The organism is Noviherbaspirillum sp. ST9, from assembly GCF_048799745.1.
In the GTDB taxonomy this organism is placed as follows: Bacteria; Pseudomonadota; Gammaproteobacteria; order Burkholderiales; family Burkholderiaceae_D; genus Noviherbaspirillum.
Window position 1 is genome coordinate 413,126 of sequence record NZ_JBLWFR010000005.1, and the last position, 25,777, is coordinate 438,902.

A 25,777-nucleotide genomic window follows, 5' to 3' on the forward strand; every position below is an offset into this window, starting at 1 on the left:
TCCAAGGGCTGCCGGGGAGAATTGTTTCCTGATTACTGCCCGTTAGGCCGGATGGGCACGAACTGCGACGCATCGCCACGCCGGACAAGCACGACCGCAAGCTTTTTTGGTTCGAGCTTGGAAACCAGTGCGTTGAATTGCTTTGCATCCTTGACATCGTTGTTGTTCAGGCGAAGGATCACGTCGCCGGCGCGCAGGCCGGCACGCCCTGCAGCGCCCTCGGCCGCGTCGACAATCACGCCGCCGTCAACCTTGAGTTCTTTCTTCTGCGATTCAGACAGGTCGCTCACAACGAGGCCGAGTGCATTGGGAGCTTGCTCGGGCTTGCCTTTCTTTTCATCCTTGCGCGCCACCTTTTCCGGCTCGAGTTCGGCGATGGTCAGCACAATTTCCTTAGCCGCACCTTTGCGCCATACAGTAAGCGTGCCCTTCGTTCCAGGCCGGGTTGCCCCGACGAGACGTGGAAGGTCACTCGACTTCTCGATATTGGCGCCATTGAACTTGAGGATGATATCGCCAGCCTCCAGCCCCCCCTTCTCGGCAGGTCCGCCCGGCTCGACACGCTGAATCAGTGCCCCTTGGGCACGCGCCAGTCCCAGGGATTCGGCGACATCCTTTGTCACCTCGCCAATCTGCACACCGATACGACCACGCGTCACACGACCAGTCGCGCGAAGCTGCTCTCCTACGCGCATAGCCTCGTCGATCGGAACCGCGAATGAGATACCCATGTATCCGCCGGAGCGGCTGTAGATCTGGGAATTGATGCCAATGACTTCGCCGCGCATGTTGATGAGCGGACCACCGGAATTGCCTGGATTAACCGCGACATCGGTTTGGATCAGTGGAAGGTAGTCACCGGTGTCACGTGCCTTGGCCGAAATGATGCCGGCTGTCACGGTATTCTCCAAGCCAAACGGCGATCCAATGGCGATCACCCATTCCCCAACCCGTAGCTTGTTCGGGTCGCCAATCGTCAGGCGTGGCAGATTGCTGCCTTCGATCTTGACGACCGCGACATCGGTCCGCTTGTCCACGCCAATGATCTTGGCCTTGTATTCGCGCTTGTCGGTCAGTGTGACGTAAACATCATCCGCGCCATCGACGACGTGTGCATTGGTCAGCACAAAACCATCTGCGGAGATGATGAATCCCGAGCCCACTCCGCGCGGCACTTCCTCTTCCTGCTGCGGCGCAGGACGCCGCCCCCGCGGCCCAGGCTGCTGGCGCGGCATGGGAACGCCGAAAAACCGACGGAAAAACTCTTGCATCTCTTCATCTTCGGCGCCGGGAACGCCACCATTCTGCCCTGGCTTGACCCGCTCGGTCGTCCGAATGTTAACAACTGCCGGTCCTGTCTTTTCGACCAGGTCAGCAAAATCGGGCAAGCCGGCAACAGAAGCCGCGTGGGCGACGCCGAGCAAACCAGAGGAATTCGGCAAGACTCCTGCGGCCAGCGTAGTGGCGGCAAATGCAAAAACGAGATTTCGAGCGAAACGGATTGTTTTCATATCGTCTGGTTATTTTAGCTATTTGGACTTGAATTCAATCGAATTGGCGACCTGCCTGATTGCCGCCGATGGCACCTCTCCTACGATGGTAAGCCAAAAATCGCCATGCCGCTTACCAACGATATTCAGCGCTCCCTGCTGCATCGAACCTTCCGTTCTGCTTTGAGAGCCGGGTTCGATGAAGACGGAAATCGCTGCGAGTCCGTCAGAGAAAACCATATGCGACACTTCGCGCTGAACGAGCTGCCCGGAGGAATTGCCGCCCGACGCGTCAGATACCAGCCGCTTCACTTCGCGAATTTTTCGGAATCCAGGCGGGAGGGATTTCACGGACCACCCCGACAGACTTGCGCTGCTCATGACAGCGTTCTCGACACGCCATCCGCTAGTATCGCCGAAGCTAGGTCGTGCGCGCGCTCGGTCAACACCTCCAATGGCAATCTGGGTAAACGCAATCTGCTCGATCACGCTTCGATTGTCATCCAGCGTTTGCGCCCTCAGGAGCAATCCCGTCGCCTTGTCGGCCCATAAACGGTAGCCATAGCGCATGCTATCCTTGGGTTCAAGAACAATCGCCTGGCAATCTCGGCCAGCAACCCTCCCAGTAGCATCCATTCGAACGTTGTAAGACTCGCCGATGTCGGCCGGGCTCGCCGCGAGAATCGCGGGAAAAACGTCATTGGTCACGCGCTTCTCGACAAGCAGTGTCTTTGCTTCCGGGACGTAGCAGATGACCTCTTCATTGTTCCGGATGTACTCGCGTGGCTTGCCGTCCAGCACCTCGAGTTTTTCGATCTCGTTGCGGCCTTCCAGCAAATGCGTAATGCGCGAAGTGCGCATCTGGCTCCCCTGCTGGTAGACGAACGTGCCGGAGTAATTGAGTTTCTGTGCCGCTGACTGGATATTTTTCAACCACGACTGCGCTTCGGAAGTTTCCGCCGAAGCAGAACATCCGAGGAAGAAAAACGATGTGGCAACGACAAACTTGAGTAAAGCGAATGTTTGCCGCATATGAATCATTTATTCGAATCGGTGGCGAAATTTGCAGATCGCGCAAATTGGGCCGTGCTGTACACCGACGGCGATATGCGTTGGTGAGCCATCAGATAGTCATCAATACGAGGATCTCGAAGCACAACGCCATCCGGTGCGGACGCCGTCACCACGCTTCCGTCCGTTCCAGAAGCCATTTGAACTGCAGGAGCAGTTGCATCGTTCTTCAGGGCGACCATTAGCTGTGGCGTAGTGAAAAAGGCGACAGTTGCCATTGCAGTGGCAGCCGCCATGCTTGGCAGTGCCCAGCGCCGCATCCTTGCGCCAGACGCTGCACCAGTGCTCTCTCCCGAGGACGCAAGAGCCGGAGCCATGATTGTTGGCTCTGCATCAAGGCGAGCGGAAAGCCGACTGGAAAATCCTGGACTCAGGTCCACAGCCATGTCGTCAGACCGCAACACATCGCCGATCTGGTGGTAAATGTCCCAGTCCGCTTTTCCCTCCTTATTACGCAGCGCGGCAAGCACAATGTCGATGTGCTCGCCTGGCAACTCGCCATCTGCCAAGGCGGAAATCTTTTCCTGGGTCATTGCATTCGTGTCCATAACTACCTCGTTCAGGATGCGCCACACCCTGTTTTTTGCTTGAAAAGCCTTGTTTTGCCTATCCCTGCACCTACCAGCGCTTGTCGATCGCAGTGCCCAACAATGGCCTGAGTTTTTCGGCGATGGCCTCGCGAGCCCGGAATATCCGGCTGCGTACGGTGCCTATCGGACACCCCATCGCTTCCGCAATTTCATCGTAGCTCAAGCCCTCGATTTCACGCAATGTAATTGCTATCCGTAACTCATCCGGTAGTGCGTCCATTGCCACATTCACTGTTTCTGCAATCTGCTTGGTGGCGAGCATCGACTCGGGCGTATTGATGTCCCTTAGATGCTCACCATCATCAAATGTTTCCGCTTCTTCAGCATCTGCCTCTGTCGATGTCGGCGCGCGCCGTCCCTGCGTCACCAGGTAGTTCTTCGCAGTATTGATACCGATCCGATACAACCAGGTATAAAACGCGGAGTCGCCGCGAAACTGCGGCAGCGCGCGGTAAGCTTTGATAAACGCTTCCTGCACGACATCCTCGGCCTCAGCCTGGTCGCGCACGAGCCGCGATACGAGCCGCATCAGTTTCCGTTGATACTTGGACACCAATAGCTCGAACGCCTTTTTATCGCCGCGCTGAACACGCTCGACAAGCAGTTGATCAATGTCGCGTTCTGTCGTCAATCCCCGATCCCTTGTCCCTTTGCAACATACACGCGGCTAGAGTAGTTGACTCTGGGAAATGCAATAAGTTCAATTTGAATTGAACAATTTTCAGAAAATTTCCAGGTCCGTTTCGTTTTGGACGGAAATCCAACGGCAGGCAACCGACAGCGCCCGAAACGCCTCCCGGTCAACGCTGTCAGGAAAGACCGGCACAACTGTCGTTTGTCCACTCTCGGACCGCAAGCGCAGCAAAAGCATGTGCGGCCAGAGTGTCGAGTTATCCATCAGACGAACCACCTCGCCAATCTCCTTTACATGTGGTCGCATCGTGGCAGTACAAGGGGGCTCTCCCCCTACATTCAGCAGTCGAATCTGACCTGTGCCGGAGATATCAAGTTGTATGGTTTTTCGGCTACGCATGCCATGATAAAACCCAAAGGACGCGAGGAAAAACATCAGCACCGAAAGGAGTGCGCGGATAGGGAGAGACAGGTCGCCAATTCGGCCGGTACCGAGGACGACGGCGACTGCGACGACAATTGCGGCCATCGCCGCATTCAGCACGAAATGAACGCGCGATGGCTGCACGACGGTTGATACCGCAATGGACATGAAATGGGAAGCCGGCGATTGAGTGACGTTCCCCTTCGCGAAGAGAGGGGAACGTCAATTCAGACTTTGCCGAAAACGAGAGTTCCGTTCGTGCCGCCGAAGCCGAACGAATTCTTGACCGCGATATTGATTGGCATTTGCCGCGCGGTGTTGGCGCAGTAATCCAGGTCGCACTCCGGATCCTGGTTGAAGATATTGATGGTAGGCGGTGATATCTGGTTGTGCACTGCCAGCACCGTGAATACGGATTCCAGCCCACCGGCGCCACCAAGCAGGTGCCCCGTCATGGACTTGGTCGAGTTCACCACAACCTTGCCCGCGTGCTCACCCAATGCGCGCTTGATCGCGACCGTCTCCGCAAGATCGCCGAGCGGCGTCGACGTACCGTGAGCATTCACATAATCGACCTGCTCCGGATTGATCTCCGCATTTTTCAATGCAGCGACCATGCAGCGACGGGCACCGTCACCGTCCTCGCGCGGGGCAGTCATGTGGTACGCGTCCGCGCTCATGCCGAAGCCAAGAACTTCCGCATAAATCTTTGCGCCGCGCGCCTTGGCATGCTCGTACTCTTCCAGCACCATCACGCCAGCGCCTTCGCCAAGCACGAAGCCGTCACGATCCTTGTCCCATGGGCGGGACGCCGTTGCCGGATCGTCGTTGCGCGCCGAAAGCGCACGCGCCGCAGCAAAGCCGCCAACGCCGAGGGGAGAAACGGTGGACTCCGCACCGCCTGCGACCATAACGTCTGCATCGCCGTATTCGATCATGCGAGCGGCCGCACCGATACAATGCAAGCCGGTCGTGCAAGCCGTCACCAACGCGAGGTTGGGCCCCTTGAAACCGTACTTGATCGAGAGATGGCCGGAGATCATGTTGATGATCGACGCCGGCACGAAGAACGGACTGATGCGGCGCGGGCCGCGGTTGGTCAGTTCTGCGTGCGTTTCCTCGATCATCGGAAGTCCGCCGATACCCGACCCGACGATGACGCCGATACGCTCGGCATTTTCCTCGGTCGCGGTCAGGCCACTGTCCTGAATCGCCTGGATGCCGGCAGCCATCCCGTAGTGGATAAAGTCATCCATGTGACGCGCTTCTTTACCGGGGATGTAATCCTCGATATTAAAGCCCTTGACCTCGCCGGCGAAGCGGGTCGAGAAAGGCGCGGCGTCAAACTTGGTGATGGTCGCAATGCCAGACTTGCCTTCGATCAGCGCCCCCCAGGCATCGGCAATCGAATTGCCGACGGGAGAAACGCAACCGAGGCCGGTCACTACGACTCGACGTTCACGAGAGCGGCTCAAGCGGTACTCCTGGTTTGAATCAAAACAGCATCAAGCCTTGACGTGTGCCTTGGCGTAATCGATCGCCTGTTGCACCGTCGTGATCTTTTCAGCTTGCTCGTCGGGGATTTCCATTTCGAATTCGTCTTCGAGTGCCATCACGAGCTCAACCGTGTCAAGCGAGTCGGCACCGAGGTCATCGACGAAAGACGATTCATTTTTGATGTCGGCTTCGGCGACGCCCAGTTGTTCGGCGACGATCTTCTTAACGCGTTGTTCGATATCGGACATATTATCCCTCCAGTGGATTACAGAAAGTGCGCGCATTTTATCAGGTTTGCGCAGTGAAAATTCACTTTTGGCTTTTGTTTTCAATAATGCTTGATCTTCGGCCAAAAGCGCCCAAGAGCTACTTAACTCATGTACATTCCGCCATTCACGTGCAGCGTTGTGCCCGTGACGTAGCCTGCTTGTGGCGAGGCAAGGAACGCTACCGCGGCAGCGATATCTTCGGGCTGACCGAAGCGGCCGAGCGGAATCTGCTGCATCAGCGCAGCTGTCTGCTGCTCGCCGAGTTCGCGCGTCATATCGGTATCGATGAATCCCGGAGCGACGCAGTTGACAGTGATGTTACGGCTGCCGATCTCTCGCGCAAGCGCGCGGCTCATGCCGGCCACGCCAGCCTTTGCCGCAGCATAATTCATTTGTCCAGCATTGCCGGAGGAGCCCACCACGGACGTGATATTGATGATTCGTCCGTACTTCGCCTTCATCATGCCGCGCAGCACGCCGCGGGAGAGACGGCCAACAGCAGTCAGGTTGGTGGCGATCACGGCGTCCCACTCCTCGTCTTTCATCCGCATCGCCAACTGATCCATCGTGATGCCGGCGTTATTGACGAGAACGGACAGTCCGCCAAATTCCTTTTGCACCATCTCAATCACGCCGCTGCATGCCTCGGGATCGGTGACATTGAGCACCGCACCCTTGCCACAGTCGGGGCGAATGGCCGCAAGGTATTCCGAAATCGCTGCCGCTCCAGATTCGCTGGTTGCAGTGCCGACAACCTTCGCACCTTGCTTGGCGAGCTCTTGAGCGATCGCTCGTCCAATACCGCGGGACGCCCCAGTAACCAGGGCCACTTGATTGTTCAGATTCACTTGAGAAGCTCCAGTACTTTTTCCAAAGAAGGCTGATCGAAAATCGCTTCGCCCACGAGATCACCATTGATGCGCTTGGTCAGGCCGGCCAAAACCTTGCCGGGCCCGCACTCGATCACGTGCGTAACACCTTCAGCTGCCATTTTCTGCACGGATTCGACCCAGCGAACGGGACTTGCAGCCTGGCGCACAAGCGCATCCTTGATGCCTGCCACGTCCTGCACGATGGCAACGTCGACGTTATTAATCAAAGGAAACTGGGGAGTGGAAAACGACAGGCCAGCCATATAGTCACGAAGGCGATCGGAAGCCGGCTTGAGCAGAGAGGAGTGGAACGGTGCCGAGACGGGTAGCGGAAGCGCGCGCTTGGCGCCCTTCGCTTTCGCCACCTCACATGCGCGCTCGACTGCAGATTTGTGGCCTGCGATAACGACTTGCGCGGGGGCGTTAAAGTTGACCGCCTCGACCACTTCACCTTGTGCAGCCTGCGCACAAGCGGCGCGAACATCATCGTCCGACAGGCCGAGAATCGCCGCCATGCCGCCCTGCCCCACGGGCACGACTTCCTGCATCGCCTGGGCACGGAAACGCACCAGCGGCACCGCATCCTTGAACGAAATAACGCCGGACGCGACCAGTGCGGAGTACTCACCCAAGCTGTGACCTGCAACAATCGCAGGTACCTTGCCGCCAGCGGCAATCCAGGCGCGATAGCACGCTACCGCCGCAGTCAACATGACCGGCTGCGTGTTGGTCGTGAGGTCGAGTTCTTCCTTCGGGCCTTCGGCAATCAGCTTACCCAAGTCAAGTTGCAATGCGTCGGAAGCCTCGACAACGGTTTGTTGAACAACCGGATTATCGGCAAAGCCATTCAACATCCCGATGGCTTGCGATCCCTGCCCGGGAAAAACAAATGCAAATTTGGTCATGCGTTTTTTGATTTCAGGTGATTACATGCGTGCGAGGACCGCACCCCAGGTGAATCCGCCGCCAACGCCTTCCATCATGACGTTCTGCCCAGGCTTGACACGGCCATCGCGTACCGCTGTGTCCAGCGCGAGGGGGATGGACGCCGCGGAGGTATTGCCGTGCTGATCGACAGTCACGACCATCTTTTCGAGAGGCAGTCCGAGCTTTTTTGCAGTACCCTGCATGATTCGAATGTTGGCCTGATGCGGAACCAGCCAGTCAATTTGGCTCGATTCCAGACCACCAGCCTCAAGCGCTTCGTTGGCAACCTTTTCCAGCACCGAGACGGCGAGCTTGAACACGGCTTGGCCATCCATATACAGGAAAGCGGACCCCTCGATGGCACCACCAGTGACGCTTCCGGGAACGCAGAGGATGTCTCCATGGCTGCCGTCAGCATGAAGTTTGGTGGCGAGGATGCCGGGCTCATCCGAGCCCGACATGACAATGGCGCCAGCACCGTCACCGAAAAGCACGCAGGTGGTGCGATCGTCGAAATTCAGAATGCGCGAGAACACTTCGGCGCCAATAACGAGAACGTTTTTGTGCGCGCCCGACTTGATGAAGCTGTCCGCAACCGACATGGCGTAGACGAAGCCGCTGCACACCGCCTGTACATCGAAGGCAGCTCCGCCGTTGGCGATACCGAGTTTGCGTTGCACGACGCAGGCCGTGCTTGGGAATCCGCCAAAATGGTCAGGCGTCGACGTCGCAAGGATGATGAGATCGACGTCACCTGGAGTCAGGCTCGCAGCCTGCAGGGCGCGCTTTGCAGCCTCTACAGCAAGATCGCTGGACTGCACAGTCGGATCAGCGTAATGGCGCGCCGAGATACCGCTGCGAGAAACGATCCATTCATCAGAGGTTTCAATCCCCTTTTCGGCCAACTGGATTGCCAGTTCCTGGTTCGTTACGCGCCTGGGAGGCAGATAGCTTCCGGTGCCGATTATTTTGCTATAGAGCGTCATGCCGTCTTCTGGTGAGTTAGTTCTGTGACGTCGCCTGGCGCTGCAACTGCCTGCGCCACCCCCTGTTGCGGCATGAGCTCCGCAATTGTTTTCGTGATGCGCGAAAGCAGGTCGTGGCTCGCCGCATCGTACGCACGCTTGATCGCCCATTCGTAGCCATACGCATCCTCGCCGCCGTGACTCTTGAACACCAGGCCACGCAGGCCGAGGAAGCTTGCGCCGTTATAGCGTGACGGGTTCATGCGCTGAGAAATTGCCTTGAGGGCACCCTGCGCGATAAAGGCGCCAAGGATGTTTACCGGATTGCTCTTGAACTCATTCTTGAAGACAGTCTTCAGGAAGCGCCCCAGGCCTTCAGAAGCTTTCAGCACGACGTTCCCGACGAACCCGTCGCAAACGACAACATCCGTCGTGCCAAGGAAGATGTCATTGCCTTCCACGTTACCGTAGAAGTTGATGATCCCCTTTTCGTGGTCGGCGCGCAGAAGCGCTGCGGTCTGCTTGACCACTTCGTTGCCCTTGATATCCTCTTCGCCAATGTTCAGCAGGCCGACCGTGGGCTTGGCCTTGTCCTCAAGGGCAGATACCAGTGCGGAGCCCATCAGCGCAAACTGATGCAGATGCTGTGGCTCGCAATCGACATTGGCACCGAGATCCAGCATGTAAGTCGGCGTCTCGGTCTGGTTCGGCATCGGGAAACAGATTGCGGGACGGTCGACACCGGGGATCGTCTTCAGGACATAGCGAGAGACGGCCATGAGCGCGCCGGTATTGCCGGCGGATACGCATGCGTCGGCCTTGCCTTCCTTGACCAGGTTGACAGCCACGCGCATGGACGAATCCTTCTTCCGACGCAATGCCACCTCAACCGGATCGTCCATAGCGACGACTTCAGTTGCATTAACGACGGACAGACGCGGATGCGAGGAAGCGTGGAGCTTTGCCAGCTCGGCTCGAACAACATCTTCGAGACCGACCAAAATCAATTCGGCGCCAGGTTCGCGATTAGCGAAGGAGACGGCTGCGGGAATCGTGACCGACGGGCCGTGGTCACCACCCATGCAGTCGATGGAAATTTTGATTGTCATTGTTTTGACTCAGTGCCTCGCTCTAACCAGCTAGCGGGCCAGATCCGGCGCGACTCAAAATGACGCGATGCACTTTTTCAGCATATGAAAAAACGGCGCCAAGTCAAACTCATTGCGCCGCTTTTCGCCTTCGAACAATGACTGCAATTACTCGTCGTTCTTGGTCTTGAGGACCTTGCGACCACGGTAGTAGCCATTCGGACTGATGTGGTGACGCAAATGCGTTTCGCCGGTGGTCGGCTCAACTGCCAGCGGCGGAACGCTGAGGTGATCGTGCGAGCGGTGCATACCACGCTTGGACGGGGACTTCTTATTCTGTTGAACGGCCATGATGACTCCTAAACCTTAAGATCTGAAATTTTAACATATCCGGCCTGCAAACTCTTGCACCCCGGGAATCCTTATGTACTTCTACTGCTTGAGTTTCTTCAGCACCGCGAACGGCGATTCCTTCACGACCTCTTGCGGGGCCACCTTCACCGTCAAATCCGGACAGACATCGTGCTTCGGCGACAACGGGATCGTCAGCAACGCCTCGTCTTCGATCACTTGCGTCACGTCGAAACTGTGACTACCCACGATGACCTCAACGGACTCGTCCGCGAGCTGGGCGTCAATTTCGTCCGCACTGCCTTCATCCTGCGCAAGAATTAGCGTCGCCTCGGACTCGATTTGAAATTCAAACGGCGTCAAGCAACGCTGGCACATCAGATTCAGTGCACCTGACACTGCCAGATCCAACTGCGGATGCCCGCGCAAGTCGCTGCCACCCTGCAACACCCAGCGCACGGAGCCGGCCTTGTCGACCGATTCCTCTGCCAGCCGGGGCAAGTCGGCGACGGGAATTTCCCCTTCGCGACGCTCCTTGAGCCGACAAAATTCAAAGGCGTCGATCACAAAAGCATTCATACGTCGAGTCGAACCCGGAAAACCTGCGATAATAACAGGCTTTTCCCTTATTCGTCAAAGTGTTAGGCCGCTTTTGTTGAGCGATCATTCAAAACAGACCTCCCAATGCCCTCCCCTGTCGCCTTTCCTCGCCTTATCCTCGCGTCCACCTCCCGCTATCGCAAGGAATTGTTGTCGCGCCTGCATTTGCCTTTCGAAACTGCCGCGCCGAATATCGATGAGACGCCGCTGCCTGATGAAGCACCGGAACAGACCGCACTTAGACTTGCAAAGGAGAAATCCTTTTCGATCGCTTCCTGTAATCAGGATGCAATTGTCATCGGCTCCGACCAAGTTGCCACTTTGGATGGAGACCAGATTGGCAAGCCGGGAACATACGAAAATGCGCTGAGCCAATTGAGACAAATGCGCGGCCGAAAAGTCGTTTTCCACACTGCCTTGTGCCTTTGGGACGGCCGCACAACGAACCCGGCAGAACAAGTGCAAATCGAGAACGTCCAGACCTTCGTCACGTTTCGCGACCTGCCGGACAATGAGCTTGACGCCTACCTGCGCATTGAACAGCCCTACGACTGCGCCGGCAGCGCAAAGAACGAAGGACTTGGAATTGCGATTATCGAGAGTATCGAGAGCAGCGACCCGACCGCATTAACCGGCCTGCCTTTAATCGCATTGTGTTCGATGCTGCGCCGGCGGGGCATCCCTTTTTTTGGCTGTGAATCCGCATGACCGGCATTCTTTACCTGATTCCCAATACACTCGGCACACCCGGCAGCGACGAATTGTCGCTGGATCTTGTTATCCCTGAAGAGATCCAGGCGATCACGTCGCGTCTGGACTACTTCATCGCTGAAAACGCAAAGACAACGCGCGCGCACCTGAAGCGCATCGGATCGCGGCACCCTCTATGCAAACCAATCCAGGAAATCCAGATCAGCGAGCTGAACGTCAATACTGATGCAAAGTCGCTGCCCTTGCTCCTTGCGCCATTGCACGCAGGCCGGAATGGCGGGCTGATTTCAGAGGCGGGCGTTCCTGCGGTTGCCGACCCCGGCGCCAATCTTGTCCGGCTTGCGCACGCCAAGGGCATAACGGTGCGGCCATTGGTCGGCCCCTCATCCCTCCTGCTTGCGGTCATGGCAAGCGGACTGAACGGGCAAAGCTTTGCGTTCAACGGCTATCTGCCAACTGACGCAGGCCAGCGTACGAAGCGGATCAGGTTTCTGGAGGAGCGCTCGCGCCAGGAGAAGCAAACGCAGCTGTTCATCGAAACGCCTTACCGGAATTCGGCACTAATCGAGGCCTTTGCGACGACATGCCAGCCAAGCACCCTCATATGCTGCGCAACCGACTTGTCGCTACCATCCGAATTGATTCGCACTCAAACCGCCGCGAATTGGAAAAGCGATATTGCGACAGGGAAAATCGAAGTTCTTCACAAGCGTCCAACCGTATTCCTCATGCTGGCGCCATAGCCTGTAAACGCGCAAAACGGCGGTATTGCGCCGCCGTTTTGCATGCCCAATCGGGCAGTTCTTGAGAAGGCCATCATGCCTCTCAAAGCCGCGTCCGAGACGCGGCGCCTGACATCTGGTCCGAGAGTTTTTCCGGTAGCGTGCTTCTTGTGCGGTACAGGATCGAAACCGGCACCAGACATCCACAGTATACGCAGCAAGGAACAGGATTCAAGGTCATCCGCCACTCTGCGTCTTGAAAAATCCCTATGGCACGGAGCGGCATCATAGGGGCATATTACGAGTGCAACTTACCGGAACGCGGGACGTGCCGAAGTGCTCCAGAGCGAATTCACGACAGCAGTTCCAACGGCGCCGCCGAATTTTTTCAGCAACTTTTCGGATAGTCCCTCGTGCTGGGTATAGTCGACGATGTCCTCCACCTTGAGCTCATCGCGCGCAACAGAATCAACCGTACCGAATCCATCCGCAAGTCCGATCTCGACCGCCTTCGATCCGCTCCAGAAAAGGCCCGAGAACGTTTCAGGCGTCTCCTTCAGCCTGTTGCCGCGCCCTTGGCGCACGACGTCGATGAACTGCTGGTGCACCTCATTGAGCATGTCCTGAGCGTAGTTGCGGTGCTTGGCGCTCTGCGGGCTGAACGGATCGAGGAAGCCCTTGTTCTCGCCAGCGGTCATCAACCGACGTTCTATCCCGGCCTTATCCATCAGGCCAGTGAACCCAAAGCCGTCCATCAGCACACCGATGGAGCCGACAATGCTCGCCTTGTTGACGAAAATCTTGTCCGCGGCGGCGGCAATGTAATACCCGCCCGAGGCACAGATTTCATCTACCACCACATATAGAGGCTTTTTCGGGAATTCCTGGCGCAGGCGCACAATTTCGTCATTGATCATGCCTGCTTGCACAGGGCTGCCGCCAGGACTGTTGATGCGCAGGATGACGCCAACAGAGCTGTCATCCGAATAAGCCCTGTTGAGCGCCTGGATCACTGAATCGGCAGATCCCGACGCGCCGGATTCAATCGTACCCTCGATTTCAATCAGTGCCGTATGCGGACCAACGATCTCCGCATCCTGCTGGCCGTATCCGAATGCAATCCACATTCCGAATCCGATGAGGCCGAGCGTAATGAAGCGGAAGAAGATATTCCAGCGCCGGGCTGCACGCTGCTCCCGCAACGTGGCAAACGCCAGTTTCTCCAGGACCTCCCGCTCCCAACCCGCGCTGCGAGCGGGACTGGCCGACGGCACCGAGTTGCGAATCTGGTTTTGCTCTTCGAAATTATCTTCAATCATCGCTCAATACTCACTGTTTTCCATTCAGTTCAGGCCCTGGCCGGCCTGATATAGTCGTCGGGGCGCCAGAAAACCTGTCCATCTTGCTCGAACACGTTGATCGGACGCAGGCGGCCTCCCCTGCATGGCCCTCCGGCGCAGCGCCCGGTTTCCGGCGTGTACAACGCACCATGCGTCGAACACATCAGGTACAAGCCGCTGGATTCGAAGAAGTCTCCCTCATTCCAGTCCAATTCAATAGGGACATGGGCACAACGGTTCAGGTAGGCATAGACCGTGTTGTCGTAGCGAACCACGAATCCCGTGCTGTCTTCGCCGCCCGCGGTCACCGGAAACCGGATACCTTTTCCGCCCTCTTGTAAAGCAGACGAAGCGCACACTGGAATCGCGATCTCATCCATGGGGGAATTATGCATTTTCGCGCAACCATGTGTGCAATTCCGTTACGGAACTTGCGATAAACATAGGGTCGAGTGCCTGCAGCTCCGGTGCCGAATGCGCGCCATAATGCACGCCCACGCCTGCCGCCCCGGCATTTGCTGCCATTTGCAGATCGTGCGTAGTATCGCCGATCATCAATGTGCGCCGCATGTCCTGGCCAAGTTCCCGCGTCAATTCCTGGAGCATGGCGGGGTGAGGCTTGGAAAAGGTCTCGTCGGCGCAGCGGGTCGCATCGAAGACAGAGAGCAGGTTGGCCGCGTCGAGCGCGCGGTTCAGGCCTACCCGGCTTTTTCCGGTCGCAACTGCGAGGAAATATCCATCCTGGGCAAGGTCGGCAAGCATTTCCCTGACGCCATCGAAGAGAGTCAAGCCCTTGTCCTTGGCGAGGTAGTGATAACGGTAACGTTCTACCATATGCGGATAATGCTTCGGCTCAAGGCCGGGGATAACGGCCTGCATTGCTTCCGGCAAAGCCAGGCCGATCACATAGGCCGCCTGCTTGTCGTCAGGAACGGGCAGTCCCAAGTCCTTCGCCGCAGCCTGGATGCACGTCACGATGGTGCCCGTGCTATCCATCAGTGTTCCATCCCAGTCAAATACGATCAGGTCAAATTTCTTTTTTGCCATTATCAGTGCAGCACTGCTGCGAGTTTTATTGAATTTGAAATCGAGGAGACGACTCAGGCGGCTTTCTTCTCAATGCTCTTCAGGAAGCGCTCGCACTCCTGGGGAAGCGGCGCCTTGAGCGTAACCTCGGCCCCGGTGGCGGGATGCCTGAACGTGACCTGAAATGCGTGGAGGAACATGCGCTTGAGCGCGACGCGATCGCCCTCGGCCTTTTGCAGCGCCTTGTTGAGACCGAAATCGCCATACTTGTCGTCGCCGACGATCGGGAAGCCGCTCGAGGCGAGATGGACGCGGATTTGGTGCGTTCGCCCTGTTTTCAACTCTGCTTCCAGGAGGACGAAGTCTCCGAACCGCCGGACAAGGTTAAAGATGGTATGGGAAGCCTGGCCGTCCGCCTGCACCCGGACACGGCGCTCGCCATCCGGCGTCGTGTATTTAAATAGCGGCAACTTGACATGCTGACGGGTGTTCTTCCACTCACCCTGAACCAGCGCCAGGTAGCGCTTGTCCAATTCGCCCTCGCGAATCTGCTCATGCAAGTCCGTCAGGGCCGAACGCTTCTTGGCCAGGAGCAATACGCCAGACGTCTCCCGATCGAGCCGATGGACCAGCTCGAGGAATTTCGCCTCCGGCCGTGCGGCACGAAGCTGCTCGATAACCCCGTAGCTGACGCCCGAACCGCCATGCACCGCTACGCCGGCCGGCTTGTCGATCACCAGCAGGTGCGCATCTTCAAGGAGGATCGAGAATTCCGCCCCGGGCACCGCCTGGGTTGACTTTTCAGCAACTCGAATGGGCGGTATGCGCACGACGTCGCCTTCCTTCAGGCGATACGTCTGGTCAATCCTTCCCTTGTTGACACGCACCTCGCCGGAGCGAAGCACGCGGTAGATATGGCTTTTCGGGACGCCTTTGCAAACGCGTAACAGGAAATTATCAATGCGCTGGTCTGCTTCATCCTCGGAAATGGTTACGAGGCGAACCTGAGCGGATGCCTGCGCAGACTGTTCAATTGGAGCCGAATCAGTCCGCCCTCCAGAAAATCTCGCTAAGTCCTTCATTTTGCAGATATAATTATTTCGTGTCGGTTACAAACCGGCACGCGTGTGAGAATAAAAAGCACATTCTACACAGGGGCGTGTCCATCAGCCTCGCCGAATTGCAAATTCGATGGACAGGGCGCCACGAAAATGACAAGAGTGCCCGGGACCAGGGTCAGAGGAGCGAAGATGCACAGGAGTGCGTCGCGTCCCGCCAATCCAGGTCCGGGCGCCCGGTTGTTTTCCAGGTACCCAAAAGACGTGTATGCATCGTCCTTGTGCGAGTCAGGGTTGCACCGCAGTTGCAATCGGATAGCGCGCATCGACGCTGGACAAGATTGCTTGAATACCAAGGATATGTCTGGCGAGCATGCCTGTATAAGGTTGCTCGCTGGTTGATGTGATTGACCCCTGTTTGCCGATTTCGCTGAATGCCATGATTCACCTGGCTCCATCACAATGCTCGCTGCCTGACGCTGCGCCCGACCCGGCCCATAACGCCCCGGTCGGACTGCGCGATGCGGATGCTGCGTGCGCTCGGCATCCGTTTCAGTCACATCCGCGCCCCGTTGCGGTTCCCGCGCTGATGTACTGCGCTTCCGCACACTAAGGCAATTCCCTCCCTCAAGCACTCCGACCTCGCGTACATCCCTGTACCAGTTGCCGCGGCGGCGAAGCCGTTCGCGGTCTAGTTGACCCAAGAGTCACGGAGTAAATAACAATGAAACGTATGTTGTTCAATGCCACGCAGCAGGAAGAACTGCGCGTGGCCATTGTCGATGGGCAGAAGCTGATCGACATCGACATCGAGACGACCGGTCGCGAACAGCGCAAGTCGAACATCTACAAGGGTGTCATCACCCGCATCGAACCGTCACTGGAAGCCTGCTTCGTCAATTACGGCGAAGAACGCCACGGCTTCCTGCCCTTCAAAGAAGTGGCGCGCAGCTACTTCAAGGAAGGCATCGACGTCCGTAACGCGTCCATCAAGGATGCGCTGCGCGAAGGCCAGGAAATCATGGTCCAGGTCGAGAAGGAAGAGCGCGGCAACAAGGGCGCGGCACTGACCTCCTTCATTTCGCTTGCAGGCCGCTACCTGGTCCTGATGCCGAACAACCCGCGCGGAGGCGGCGTTTCCCGCCGCGTCGAAGGCGAAGACCGCCAGGAATTGCGCGAAACCATGGACAAGCTGGAAATTCCGTCCGGCATGTCCGTCATTGCCCGCACCGCAGGCATCGGCCGCAACGTCGAAGAACTGCAGTGGGACCTGAATTACCTGCTGCAACTGTGGCGTGCGATTGAAGGCGCCGGCAAGTCCGCACCGGGCGCCTTCCTGATTTACCAGGAATCCTCGCTGGTCATCCGCGCCATCCGCGACTATTTCCAGCCCGACATCGGCGAAATCCTGATCGACACCGACGACATCTACGAACAGGCCCAGCAATTCATGAGCCACGTGATGCCGGACATGGTGCACCGGGTCAAGCGCTACCGTGACGACGTGCCGCTGTTCTCGCGCTTCCAGATCGAACACCAGATCGAAACCGCCTACTCCCGCACCGTCCCCCTGCCCTCCGGTGGCGCCATCGTCATCGACCACACCGAAGCCCTCGTTTCCATCGACGTCAACTCTGCCCGCGCCACCCGCGGTAGCGACATCGAAACTACAGCGCTCCACACGAACCTCGAAGCCGCCGACGAAGTGGCCCGCCAGTTGCGCCTGCGCGACTTGGGCGGCCTGATCGTGATCGACTTCATCGACATGGAGAACGCAAAGAACCAGCGTGAAGTCGAGACCCGCCTGAAGGATGCGCTGCGCTACGACCGCGCGCGTGTGCAAATGGGCAAGATTTCCCGCTTCGGCCTGATGGAACTGTCCCGCCAGCGCCTGCGTCCGTCGCTGTCCGAGGGCAGCCACGTGACTTGCCCGCGCTGCAACGGCACCGGCCACATCCGCGACACCGAGTCTTCCGCACTGCAAGTCCTGCGCATCATCCAGGAAGAGTCGATGAAGGAGAACTCCGCCGCGATCCACGTGCAGGCACCGGTCGACGTGGCTGCTTTCCTGTTGAACGAAAAGCGCGGCGAAATCCTGAAGATCGAAACGCGCCATCGCGTGACGGTCATCCTGATTCCGAACAAGCACCTCGAGACCCCGCATTACAAACTCGAGCGCATCAAGCACGACGACCCGCGTCTGGAAGAACCGCAGGCCAGCTACGACATGGCCGAGGAAGCGGATACCGACATCAGCTACAACAAGCGCCAGAAGGAAGAAGTGCGTCCGCGACAGGAAGCCGTGGTCAAGGGTATTACCCCGGACCAGCCGGCGCCGATCGTCGAACGCAAGCCGGTTGAGCCCACACCTGCTCCGGCTCCGGTGGCGGCGCCCGTCGTGGAAGAAGGATTCCTTAGCCGCGTTTTCGGTTTCTTCCGCAAGAAGCCCGTGGCACCTGTCGTCCCGGTCGCTCCCGTGGTCGAGGAAAAGCCTGTGCAGGCACGTGAGCGCGGCGACCGCAATGGTCGTGGCCGCAGCCGCCGTGGCCGCGGTGGTCGCGATCGTGGTGAAGAGCGTGACACCTCCGCCGTCCGCGAAGAGACGGTGAAGCAGGCAGCCGCCCCGGCCGCAGACGCGCCCCAGCCGCAGCGCCAACCCCGCCCTCCGCGCGAACCGCGTGAGCCTCGTGAGACCAGGGAACCGCGCGAGCCGCGTGAATCCCGCGAAGCACGTGAGCCGCGCGAACCCCGCGAAGGCAACGAATCGCGCCGCGAGCGCCAGCAACGCCAGCGCGAAGAGCGCAAGGAAGCCGCGCCGGCAGAAGACTTGCTGAAGGCGATCCCGGCTGTTGCCGCCGTACCTGCGCTGGTTGCCCAGGAACAGACTCCGGTAGCAGAGGAAGAAACCGTGCTGGACGCGGCTCCGGGCACGGAAACCGAAGGCGAACAGCAAGGCGAAGAGCGCCGTCGTCGCCGTCGTCGTGGCGGACGCAATCGCAATCGCCGTGATCGCGAAGGTGGCGAAGCCATTGCCGGTTCCGAACAGGAAGGCGTGGAGGATGGTGTCGTAGCGCAACAAGCCGTGCAGCTGGAAATTGCGGAAATCACCGCTCCGGCCGATATTCCGGCAGTTTCGGAAGCAGTCGTGGCTGAAGCAGCGGTTGACGCTGCCCCGGTTGCGGAAGCCGTCGTTGCCCCCGCTCCCGTTGCGCCTGCGTTCACTCCTGTGGAAACGCCACGTGCAGAAATCCCGGCAGCGCCTGCTGCCGCACCGGCAGTGTCTGTCGCACCTGCGCCGATGCCGTTGGATCAACTGCGCGACGTCCTGTCTGCAGCCGGGCTGACCTTGGCTGTTACCGATCCTGAAAAGCTGCGCGCAGCTCAGGAAGCCGCTGAACGCATCGTGCCGGCGCCGCGCATCCCGCGCGTTCGCAAGCCGCTGCCGCCGGTTTCCAGCGAGCCGCTGATCCAGGTCGAAACCCGCCGGTAACCACCAGCCCTGCCATGACCTGAACCGGTTCCATGGCAAGAATGCAAAAAGGGAGCGTATGCTCCCTTTTTGTTTCCCCTGACATTCATTTGCACATGAAGAACGAACTGCAGACGCCGGCGACCGTGACCCTGCAAGAGGCTTTCTGGTACTGGCTGAAACTGGGCTTCATCAGCTTCGGCGGGCCAGCGGGGCAGATCGCGATCATGCACGCGGATCTGGTCGAGAAGCGTCGCTGGATTTCCGAGCACCGCTTCCTGCACGCGCTCAATTACTGCATGCTCCTGCCCGGACCGGAAGCGACCCAGCTTGCTGTCTATATCGGTTGGCTCATGCACCGGACATGGGGAGGGATTATTGCCGGCACGCTGTTCGTCCTGCCTTCGCTGCTGATCCTGATCGGCCTGTCCTGGGTCTATGTCGTATTTGGAAACACGCCGGCGGTCGCCGGGCTGCTGTTTGGAATCAAGCCCGCTGTCGTCGCCATCGTGCTCGCCGCCGCATGGCGCATAGGAAGCCGCTCCCTGAAGAACGGATTACTCGCCGGTATTGCAGTCGCAGCGTTCGTGGCGATTACCTTCCTTGACCTGCCCTTCCCGCTTATCGTGCTGTCGGCCGGCGCGATCGGCTTGCTCGGTGGCCGGCTCGTTCCTGCAAAATTTCATCTTGGCGGCGGACACGCGAGTGCCGGAAAAGCATCCTATGGTCCCGCCCTGATCGACGACCACACGCCGACGCCTGCCCATGCCCGCTTTTCGTGGACAAAGCTCGCGATCGTAAGCGTCGCAGGGATCGCATTGGGCGGAATCGTCTGGGCCGTGCTGGCCGCACTTTTCGGTGCGTCCAGTCCTCTCGTGCAGATGGGATGGTTCTTTACCAAAGCGGCCATGCTCACCTTTGGCGGGGCCTATGCCGTATTGCCCTACGTGTACCAGGGTGCGGTCGAGCACTTCCAGTGGGTGACGCCCGCACAGATGATCGACGGCCTTGCACTGGGAGAAACGACACCGGGGCCCCTGATCATGATCGTTGCCTTCGTCGGCTATGTCGGTGCATGGACAAAGGCCGTGTTCGGAACGGATGCGCTCCTGCTTGCGGGAATTGCCGGCGCGAGTACGGCAACCTTCTTCACCTTCCTGCCATCGTTCATCTTCATCCTCGCCGGCGGGCCGATGGTAGAGTCGACGCGGGGGAACATCAAGTTGACCGCCCCCCTGACCGCCATTTCCGCCGCCGTCGTTGGCGTCATTGTCAGCCTGGCGGTTTTCTTCGCCGAGCATGTCTTCCGGCTCGACCGCCCGATCAACGAATGGGATTTCCTGTCAATGGCAATCGCTGCTGCCGCCGCCATCGCACTGCTTCGTTACAAGGTCGGTACCATTACCCTGATTGGCGCCTGTGCGCTGATTGGTCTCGTGGTATCTTAGAACTCACTCCATATTGACCGCATCACCAGCATGTCCGAAAGAATTATCCCCGTTGCGGATCATCGATTGCTCTCCACGGCCCCCGAGGTTCCCGATGTCCTTGAGGAGCCTGACGGCCTGCTGCAGGACGCCCTTGCGCGCCCCTTGCATGACCTGAGGATTTCCGTCACGGACCGTTGCAACTTCCGCTGCGTGTACTGCATGCCGAAGGAAGTGTTCGACAAGAACTACGCATTCCTGCCGCATTCCTCGCTGCTTTCCTTCGAGGAAATCACGCGGATCGCGAAGGTTTTTGTGGCGCATGGCGTGCGCAAGATCCGCCTGACCGGCGGCGAGCCCCTGCTGCGCAAGGATGTCGAACGGCTGATCGGGATGCTGAGCGTGCTGACGACGCCGGAAGGCGAGTCCATCGACCTCACGCTGACGACGAATGGCTCCCTCCTCGCCAGGAAGGCACGTGCCCTGAAGGATGCAGGCCTGGGCCGGGTGACCGTGTCGCTCGATGCGCTCGATGACGCGGTATTCAAGCGCATGAACGATGTCGACTTTGCGGTTTCCGATGTCCTGAAAGGAATCGATGCCGCCCATGCGGTGGGCCTCGGACCGATCAAGGTCAACATGGTGGTCAAGGGCGGCATGAACGACCAGGAGATCCTGCCCATGGCGCGGTATTTCAAGGGTTCCCCTTTCATCCTGCGCTTTATCGAGTACATGGACGTCGGCGCCAGCAACGGCTGGAAAATGGACGAGGTCGTGCCTTCCGCCGAGGTTATCCGCCGCATCGGCGCCGAAATGCCGCTGGAGGAAATCGAACCCAACTACACAGGCGAAACGGCCGAGCGCTGGCGCTACCAGGACGATGGCAGCGAAATCGGCGTCATCTCGAGCGTCACTCGCGCCTTCTGCCGCGACTGCTCGCGCGCGCGGCTTTCGACCGAAGGCAAGCTCTACACCTGCCTGTTCGCCACGAGCGGCCACGACTTGCGCGCACTCATCCGCGGCGGGCGTAACGATGCCGAACTGGCGACCGCCATTGCACACCTCTGGCGCCGGCGCGCGGACCGTTACTCTGAATTGCGCACCGCAAGCACGACCATGCCGGACACCGCTGTTCGCAAGGTTGAAATGTCCTATATCGGAGGCTGAGCGTGGGCGTGACCGGACTCATCCTGGCCGGCGGGCGCGGCACGCGCATGGGCAGCGTCGACAAGGGGCTGCAGGCATTTCGCGGCAAGCCGATGGCCGCGCATGTCCTTGAGCGCCTTTCGCCGCAAGTCGACAAGCTGGCGATCAACGCCAACCAGAACCACGACATCTATCGCGCTTTCGGCCCTCCTGTCTGGCCGGACCGTTTCGAAGCCTTTCCGGGCCCCTTGGCTGGATTGCATACCGGACTGCTGGGTTGCGACACCACCTACCTTGCCACCGCCCCGTGCGACTCCCCCTTTCTGCCTATGGACTTGGTGGCGCGCCTGAAGGAAGCTCTCGAAGGGCGCGGCGCTCACGTGGCATTTGCGGCGACCGGGCACGGCGAAGCGCGTCAGGCGCATCCGGTTTTCTGCCTCCTCAAAGTAGAAGCGTGCCTGGAGCCGCTGGTCCGCTACCTGGAAGACGGCGGACGGCGGATGGAGGCATGGATGCGCTCGCAGGATGCGATTGAAGTGCACTTTCCGGACGACGCCGCCTTCCGCAACATTAATACACGCGAAGAACTGAACCAGCTCGAAACCCCATGACCAAGCTCGACGACATCGCAGGACGAATTGCCGCAACCAATCAGGACATGCTCGAAGCCGGACAGGCGCAGGAAATCATTCGGGCCTATGCGTCGCCTGTCGATGGTGTCGAAACGCTAGGCTTGACGGCAGCACTCGGACGCGTGCTTGCCACAGACATCATCTCCCCCATCGATGTTCCTGCGCATGACAATTCCGCAATGGACGGTTATGCCTTCAACAACAGCGACATCGGGACTGCAACTGTCGCATTGAAGGTCGCCGGCACCGCATTCGCGGGACATCCCTTTACCGGCGCGATTGCGCCCGGAGAATGCGTACGCATCATGACAGGGGCCGTCATGCCGTCCGGCTGCGATACGGTCATACCGCACGAACTGGTCGACGCGCGCATGGACGAATCGGCGACCATCTCCCCCGGCGTCGTCAAGGCGGGCGAGAATCGCCGGCTGCAAGGCGAAGACCTCGCTGCCGGAACAGCTGCGCTGCGCAAGGGCAAGATCCTGCGACCGGCGGATCTCGGACTGCTGGCATCGCTCGGGATCGGGGAAATCCCCGTCGTGCGCCGGCTGCGCGTGGCATTCTTTTCCACCGGCGATGAAATTCGTTCCATCGGCGAAACGCTGGATGAAGGCTGCATTTACGACAGCAATCGCTACACCGTGTTCGGCATGCTTGCGCGCCTGGGATGCGAGGTGATCGATATGGGCGTCGTGCGCGATGATCCCGCTTCGCTGGAAGCTGCGCTGCGCAGCGCGTGCGAAAGTGCGGATGCGATTGTGACCTCGGGAGGCGTTTCGGCAGGCGACGCAGACTACATGACGGCCATGATGGAAAAGCTCGGCGACGTGCGTTTCTGGAAGCTTGCGATACGGCCCGGCCGTCCGATGGCCTTCGGGAAGATCGCGTCGAACGGCAAGCGTGCGTATCTGTTCGGCCTGCCGGGTAATCCGGTTGCGGCGATGGTCAGTTTCTACTTCTTTGCCCGCGAGGCACTGCTGCGCATGATGGGTGCGCAAAGTGAACCGCTGCCCATTCTGCGCGTCGCTTCGCAATCCTCGATTCGCAAAAAAGCCGGACGCACGGAATACCAGCGCGGCATCCTGTCGCACGGTCCGGATGGCCGCGCCCAGGTGCGCGTGACCGGATCGCAGGGCTCGGGCATCCTGCGTTCCATGTCCGAGGCCAACTGCATGATCGTCCTGTCGCATGGACAGGGCAACGTCAATGCCGGCGATGACGTGGACGTCGTGCTGTTCGAAGGCCTGTGCTAATGCTCGCCAAGGTGCGAAAACGCCTCTTCCCTGCTCGCATATAAAGCTGGTTCCGTCTGGTGCCGCCGGAACGCGGTTCCAAAATAACTGCGCATGAACGCGCTGCTCGTATAGCGGGTCACCCGGACGTAGAAACGCTCCGCCAGGTCATGCACCATGTCGACGTAGGAGTCCAGCAGCTCCGGCGTGATCGAGAAGTTGTCGTAGTTGACCACGGCCGGCACCTTCCTCCCCAGCGGTTGCAGGATCGCCTCCACCTGGTCGCGGATAGCCTCGATGTCCGCCACGTTTTTCACCTCGAAACCCTCGAAGTTCACGAAGAAGACATTGCGTTTGCCGTTGTAGGTCAGCCGCTGCTCGAGCGGCAGGTACAGGATGTCGTTGCGCAGGCCCATCGGTCCAGGGCGGAAAATTCGTTCGTCCATCAGCTTGAGTTGCGGACTGACCTCGGGACGGAAGCGCATCTGGCCAAGGATGTCGCGTTCGAGATCGATGCCCGGCGCAATCTCGATCACTTCCAGTCCTTCGAGGATCAGGCGGAAGACGCACCGCTCCGTGATGTAGAGCACCGTCTGCGCGCGCTGCATCGCGTACTCGCCGCTGAAGGTGCGATGTTCGACCGCATCGACGAACTTCTGCGCCGATCCTTCGCGCTTGATGTGCAGCTTGCCCTGCGTGATCGCCACCTCAAGATTCCCTGCGGTGAAGGTGCCGACGAACACCACCTTCTTCGCATTCTGGCTGATGTTGATGAAGCCCCCGGCGCCGGCGAGCCGCGGACCGAATTTGCTGACGTTCAGGTTGCCGTGTCGGTCGGCCTGTGCCAGCCCAAGGAAGGCCACGTCGAGTCCGCCCCCATCATAGAAGTCAAACTGATAAGGCTGGTCGATGATCGCGTCGGCATTCGTCGCCGCGCCGAAGTTGAGGCCGCCAGCGGGAATGCCGCCCACCACGCCTGGCTCGGCGGTCAGGGTCACCAGGTCCAGCACCTTCTCCTCCGCCGCCACGCTGGCCACGCCTTCCGGCATGCCGATGCCGAGGTTGACCACGTTGTTCGGTTTGATCTCCAGCAGCGCGCGCCGCGCGATGATCTTGCGCTCGCTCATTTCCATCGGCTGGATGGACGACATCGGCACGCGCATCTCGCCGGCAAAGGCCGGACTGTACGATTCGATGAAGGTCTGCATCTGGTATTCCGGCTTCTCCGCCACCACCACGCAATCGACCAGGATGCCCGGGATCTTCACTTGCCGGGGATTGAGCGTACCGCTCTCGGCGATGCGCTCGACCTGCACGATGACGATGCCGCCGGAATTGTGTGCAGCCATCGCGATGGCGAGCGCTTCCAGTGTCAGCGCTTCCTTTTCCATCGTCACGTTGCCTTCCGGGTCGGCCGTCGTGCCGCGGATGATGCCGACATTGATGGGCAGCGATTTGTAGAACAAGTATTCCTTGCCGCCGACATTGAGCAGTTCGACGAGGTCTTCCGTTGTTTTCTCGTTGATCTTGCCCCCGCCGTGACGGGGATCGACGAAGGTGCCGAGGCCGACATTGGACAGCAGTCCGGGCTTGCCGGCCGCAATGTCGCGGAACAGGTGGGTGATGACGCCTTGCGGGAGGTTGTAGGCTTCGATCTTGTTGGCGATCGCCAGCTGCTGCAGCTTGGGCACCAGGCCCCAATGACCGCCGATGACGCGCTTGATGAGGCCTTCATGCCCGAGATGGTTGAGGCCGCGTTCCTTGCCATCTCCCTGTCCCGCTGCATAGATGAGTGTCAGGTTGGCGGGAGAGCCTTTGCCGAGCATTTCCTCCTCGCTGTCGAGGAATCGCTTCTCCAGGGCGACGGCAATGTTTTCCGCGAACCCGATACCGACAAAGCCTCCGGTTGCGATCGTATCGCCGTCATGAATGAGGCGTACTGCCTCGGCAGCGGTAACAATCTTGTGTCGATGCGACGGACGGGATCCGCCCGCCATTGGATCGGGAATGCGGTGCACCATGACTTCCTCCGTGACTGAGCCTTGCACATGCTGCCTGGCGGCAATTATGCCCGAAGTCTTTCCGTTGATTTTGCTCGAAGGCAGCAGCGCCTTTCGGGATCATCCTCGGACTATGGACACGACCATACGTTGCAGGCCGCGCCCAAGGATGTGTGACGCAATGACGGCGGTCAAAGGATAGTGCGAGTGCCTCGCTTTTTCTTGCGCAGCGCTACC

26 protein-coding genes are annotated in these 25,777 nt (G+C 59.1%); 7 read left to right on the top strand and 19 right to left on the bottom strand.

Annotated features, from left to right (window positions below; translation table 11 throughout):
• Window positions 1-32: 32 nt before the first annotated feature.
• The 13 genes from ACNOHI_RS13910 to ACNOHI_RS13970 all read right to left on the bottom strand — a co-directional run bounded on the left by ACNOHI_RS13910 (window position 33) and on the right by ACNOHI_RS13970 (window position 10,756).
• Window positions 33-1,511, bottom strand: a complete 1,479-nt coding sequence (locus tag ACNOHI_RS13910; protein ID WP_420475266.1) for a DegQ family serine endoprotease — start codon at window positions 1,509-1,511, stop codon at window positions 33-35.
• An 18-nt stretch (window positions 1,512-1,529) separates the two neighbouring features.
• Window positions 1,530-2,522: a MucB/RseB C-terminal domain-containing protein gene (locus ACNOHI_RS13915; protein WP_420475267.1), complete on the bottom strand. Its 993-nt coding sequence runs from the start codon at window positions 2,520-2,522 to the stop codon at window positions 1,530-1,532.
• 5 nt (window positions 2,523-2,527) lie between these two features.
• Window positions 2,528-3,109 carry a sigma-E factor negative regulatory protein gene (locus ACNOHI_RS13920; RefSeq protein ID WP_420475268.1) on the bottom strand — a complete coding sequence of 194 codons (582 nt, stop codon included), beginning with the start codon at window positions 3,107-3,109 and terminating at the stop codon, window positions 2,528-2,530.
• 70 nt (window positions 3,110-3,179) lie between these two features.
• Window positions 3,180-3,782 (bottom strand): RNA polymerase sigma factor RpoE, encoded by a 603-nt coding sequence (gene rpoE, locus ACNOHI_RS13925; RefSeq protein ID WP_057293164.1) that lies wholly within the window; start codon window positions 3,780-3,782, stop codon window positions 3,180-3,182.
• Between the two features lie 90 nt (window positions 3,783-3,872).
• Window positions 3,873-4,376, bottom strand: a complete 504-nt coding sequence (locus tag ACNOHI_RS13930) for a protein YgfX (RefSeq protein ID WP_420475269.1) — start codon at window positions 4,374-4,376, stop codon at window positions 3,873-3,875.
• A gap of 59 nt (window positions 4,377-4,435) precedes the next feature.
• Window positions 4,436-5,683, bottom strand: a complete 1,248-nt coding sequence (gene fabF, locus ACNOHI_RS13935; protein WP_420475270.1) for a beta-ketoacyl-ACP synthase II — start codon at window positions 5,681-5,683, stop codon at window positions 4,436-4,438.
• 30 nt (window positions 5,684-5,713) lie between these two features.
• The gene (gene acpP / locus ACNOHI_RS13940) at window positions 5,714-5,953 is read right to left on the bottom strand and encodes an acyl carrier protein (protein WP_040041346.1); all 240 of its coding nucleotides are present in this window, start codon (window positions 5,951-5,953) and stop codon (window positions 5,714-5,716) included.
• Window positions 5,954-6,075: 122 nt separating this feature from the next.
• Entirely contained in the window at window positions 6,076-6,822 is a 747-nt protein-coding gene (gene fabG / locus ACNOHI_RS13945) for a 3-oxoacyl-ACP reductase FabG (protein ID WP_420475271.1), read from the bottom strand.
• Entirely contained in the window at window positions 6,819-7,751 is a 933-nt protein-coding gene (gene fabD / locus ACNOHI_RS13950; protein ID WP_420475272.1) for an ACP S-malonyltransferase, read from the bottom strand. Before fabD ends, fabG begins: the two co-directional genes overlap by 4 nt.
• Window positions 7,752-7,772: 21 nt before the next feature.
• Window positions 7,773-8,759, bottom strand: coding sequence for a beta-ketoacyl-ACP synthase III (locus ACNOHI_RS13955; RefSeq protein ID WP_420475273.1), 987 nt, complete (start codon window positions 8,757-8,759; stop codon window positions 7,773-7,775).
• Window positions 8,756-9,847, bottom strand: a complete 1,092-nt coding sequence (gene plsX, locus ACNOHI_RS13960; RefSeq protein ID WP_420475274.1) for a phosphate acyltransferase PlsX — start codon at window positions 9,845-9,847, stop codon at window positions 8,756-8,758. Before plsX ends, ACNOHI_RS13955 begins: the two co-directional genes overlap by 4 nt.
• 147 nt (window positions 9,848-9,994) lie before the next feature.
• Entirely contained in the window at window positions 9,995-10,177 is a 183-nt protein-coding gene (gene rpmF / locus ACNOHI_RS13965) for a 50S ribosomal protein L32 (RefSeq protein ID WP_057293158.1), read from the bottom strand.
• An 81-nt stretch (window positions 10,178-10,258) separates the two neighbouring features.
• Complete coding sequence (locus ACNOHI_RS13970) at window positions 10,259-10,756, bottom strand: YceD family protein (protein ID WP_420475275.1); 498 nt, start codon at window positions 10,754-10,756, stop codon at window positions 10,259-10,261.
• 105 nt (window positions 10,757-10,861) lie between these two features.
• On the opposite strand from ACNOHI_RS13970, the gene ACNOHI_RS13975 reads away from it, so the two are divergent.
• Together ACNOHI_RS13975 and ACNOHI_RS13980 are read left to right on the top strand one after the other, a co-directional pair.
• Window positions 10,862-11,485 carry a Maf-like protein gene (locus ACNOHI_RS13975; protein ID WP_420475276.1) on the top strand — a complete coding sequence of 208 codons (624 nt, stop codon included), beginning with the start codon at window positions 10,862-10,864 and terminating at the stop codon, window positions 11,483-11,485.
• On the top strand, window positions 11,482-12,231 hold the full coding sequence (locus ACNOHI_RS13980) for an SAM-dependent methyltransferase (protein ID WP_420475277.1): 750 nt from the start codon (window positions 11,482-11,484) through the stop codon (window positions 12,229-12,231). Before ACNOHI_RS13975 ends, ACNOHI_RS13980 begins: the two co-directional genes overlap by 4 nt.
• Window positions 12,232-12,521: 290 nt before the next feature.
• Here ACNOHI_RS13980 and ACNOHI_RS13985 read toward each other — a convergent pair whose 3' ends face one another.
• The 5 genes from ACNOHI_RS13985 to ACNOHI_RS14005 all read right to left on the bottom strand — a co-directional run bounded on the left by ACNOHI_RS13985 (window position 12,522) and on the right by ACNOHI_RS14005 (window position 16,075).
• Window positions 12,522-13,529, bottom strand: coding sequence for a S49 family peptidase (locus ACNOHI_RS13985; protein ID WP_420475278.1), 1,008 nt, complete (start codon window positions 13,527-13,529; stop codon window positions 12,522-12,524).
• A 29-nt stretch (window positions 13,530-13,558) separates the two neighbouring features.
• Window positions 13,559-13,930, bottom strand: a complete 372-nt coding sequence (locus ACNOHI_RS13990; protein ID WP_420475279.1) for a Rieske (2Fe-2S) protein — start codon at window positions 13,928-13,930, stop codon at window positions 13,559-13,561.
• A 7-nt stretch (window positions 13,931-13,937) separates the two neighbouring features.
• On the bottom strand, window positions 13,938-14,597 hold the full coding sequence (locus ACNOHI_RS13995) for an HAD-IA family hydrolase (RefSeq protein ID WP_420475280.1): 660 nt from the start codon (window positions 14,595-14,597) through the stop codon (window positions 13,938-13,940).
• A 53-nt stretch (window positions 14,598-14,650) separates the two neighbouring features.
• Window positions 14,651-15,658, bottom strand: coding sequence for a 23S rRNA pseudouridine(955/2504/2580) synthase RluC (gene rluC / locus ACNOHI_RS14000; RefSeq protein ID WP_420475281.1), 1,008 nt, complete (start codon window positions 15,656-15,658; stop codon window positions 14,651-14,653).
• A 264-nt stretch (window positions 15,659-15,922) separates the two neighbouring features.
• Window positions 15,923-16,075, bottom strand: a complete 153-nt coding sequence (locus ACNOHI_RS14005; protein WP_420475282.1) for a hypothetical protein — start codon at window positions 16,073-16,075, stop codon at window positions 15,923-15,925.
• 283 nt (window positions 16,076-16,358) lie between these two features.
• Here ACNOHI_RS14005 and ACNOHI_RS14010 point away from each other — a divergent pair, with 283 nt between their 5' ends.
• The 5 genes from ACNOHI_RS14010 (at window position 16,359) to glp (ending at window position 23,561) form a co-directional block, all read left to right on the top strand.
• Entirely contained in the window at window positions 16,359-19,124 is a 2,766-nt protein-coding gene (locus ACNOHI_RS14010) for an Rne/Rng family ribonuclease (RefSeq protein ID WP_420475283.1), read from the top strand.
• A gap of 95 nt (window positions 19,125-19,219) precedes the next feature.
• Complete coding sequence (chrA, locus tag ACNOHI_RS14015) at window positions 19,220-20,551, top strand: chromate efflux transporter (RefSeq protein ID WP_420475284.1); 1,332 nt, start codon at window positions 19,220-19,222, stop codon at window positions 20,549-20,551.
• A gap of 30 nt (window positions 20,552-20,581) precedes the next feature.
• Window positions 20,582-21,697, top strand: coding sequence for a GTP 3',8-cyclase MoaA (moaA, locus tag ACNOHI_RS14020; RefSeq protein WP_420475285.1), 1,116 nt, complete (start codon window positions 20,582-20,584; stop codon window positions 21,695-21,697).
• A gap of 2 nt (window positions 21,698-21,699) precedes the next feature.
• Window positions 21,700-22,287, top strand: coding sequence for a molybdenum cofactor guanylyltransferase MobA (mobA, locus tag ACNOHI_RS14025; protein WP_420475286.1), 588 nt, complete (start codon window positions 21,700-21,702; stop codon window positions 22,285-22,287).
• Window positions 22,284-23,561: a gephyrin-like molybdotransferase Glp gene (glp, locus tag ACNOHI_RS14030; RefSeq protein ID WP_420475287.1), complete on the top strand. Its 1,278-nt coding sequence runs from the start codon at window positions 22,284-22,286 to the stop codon at window positions 23,559-23,561. Before mobA ends, glp begins: the two co-directional genes overlap by 4 nt.
• Here glp and ACNOHI_RS14035 read toward each other — a convergent pair.
• A complete protein-coding gene (locus ACNOHI_RS14035) occupies window positions 23,558-25,561 on the bottom strand; it encodes an acyl CoA:acetate/3-ketoacid CoA transferase (protein WP_420475288.1) in 2,004 nt (667 codons plus the stop codon). The two genes, glp and ACNOHI_RS14035, sit on opposite strands and share 4 nt — an antisense overlap.
• Between the last annotated feature and the right edge of the window lie 216 nt (window positions 25,562-25,777).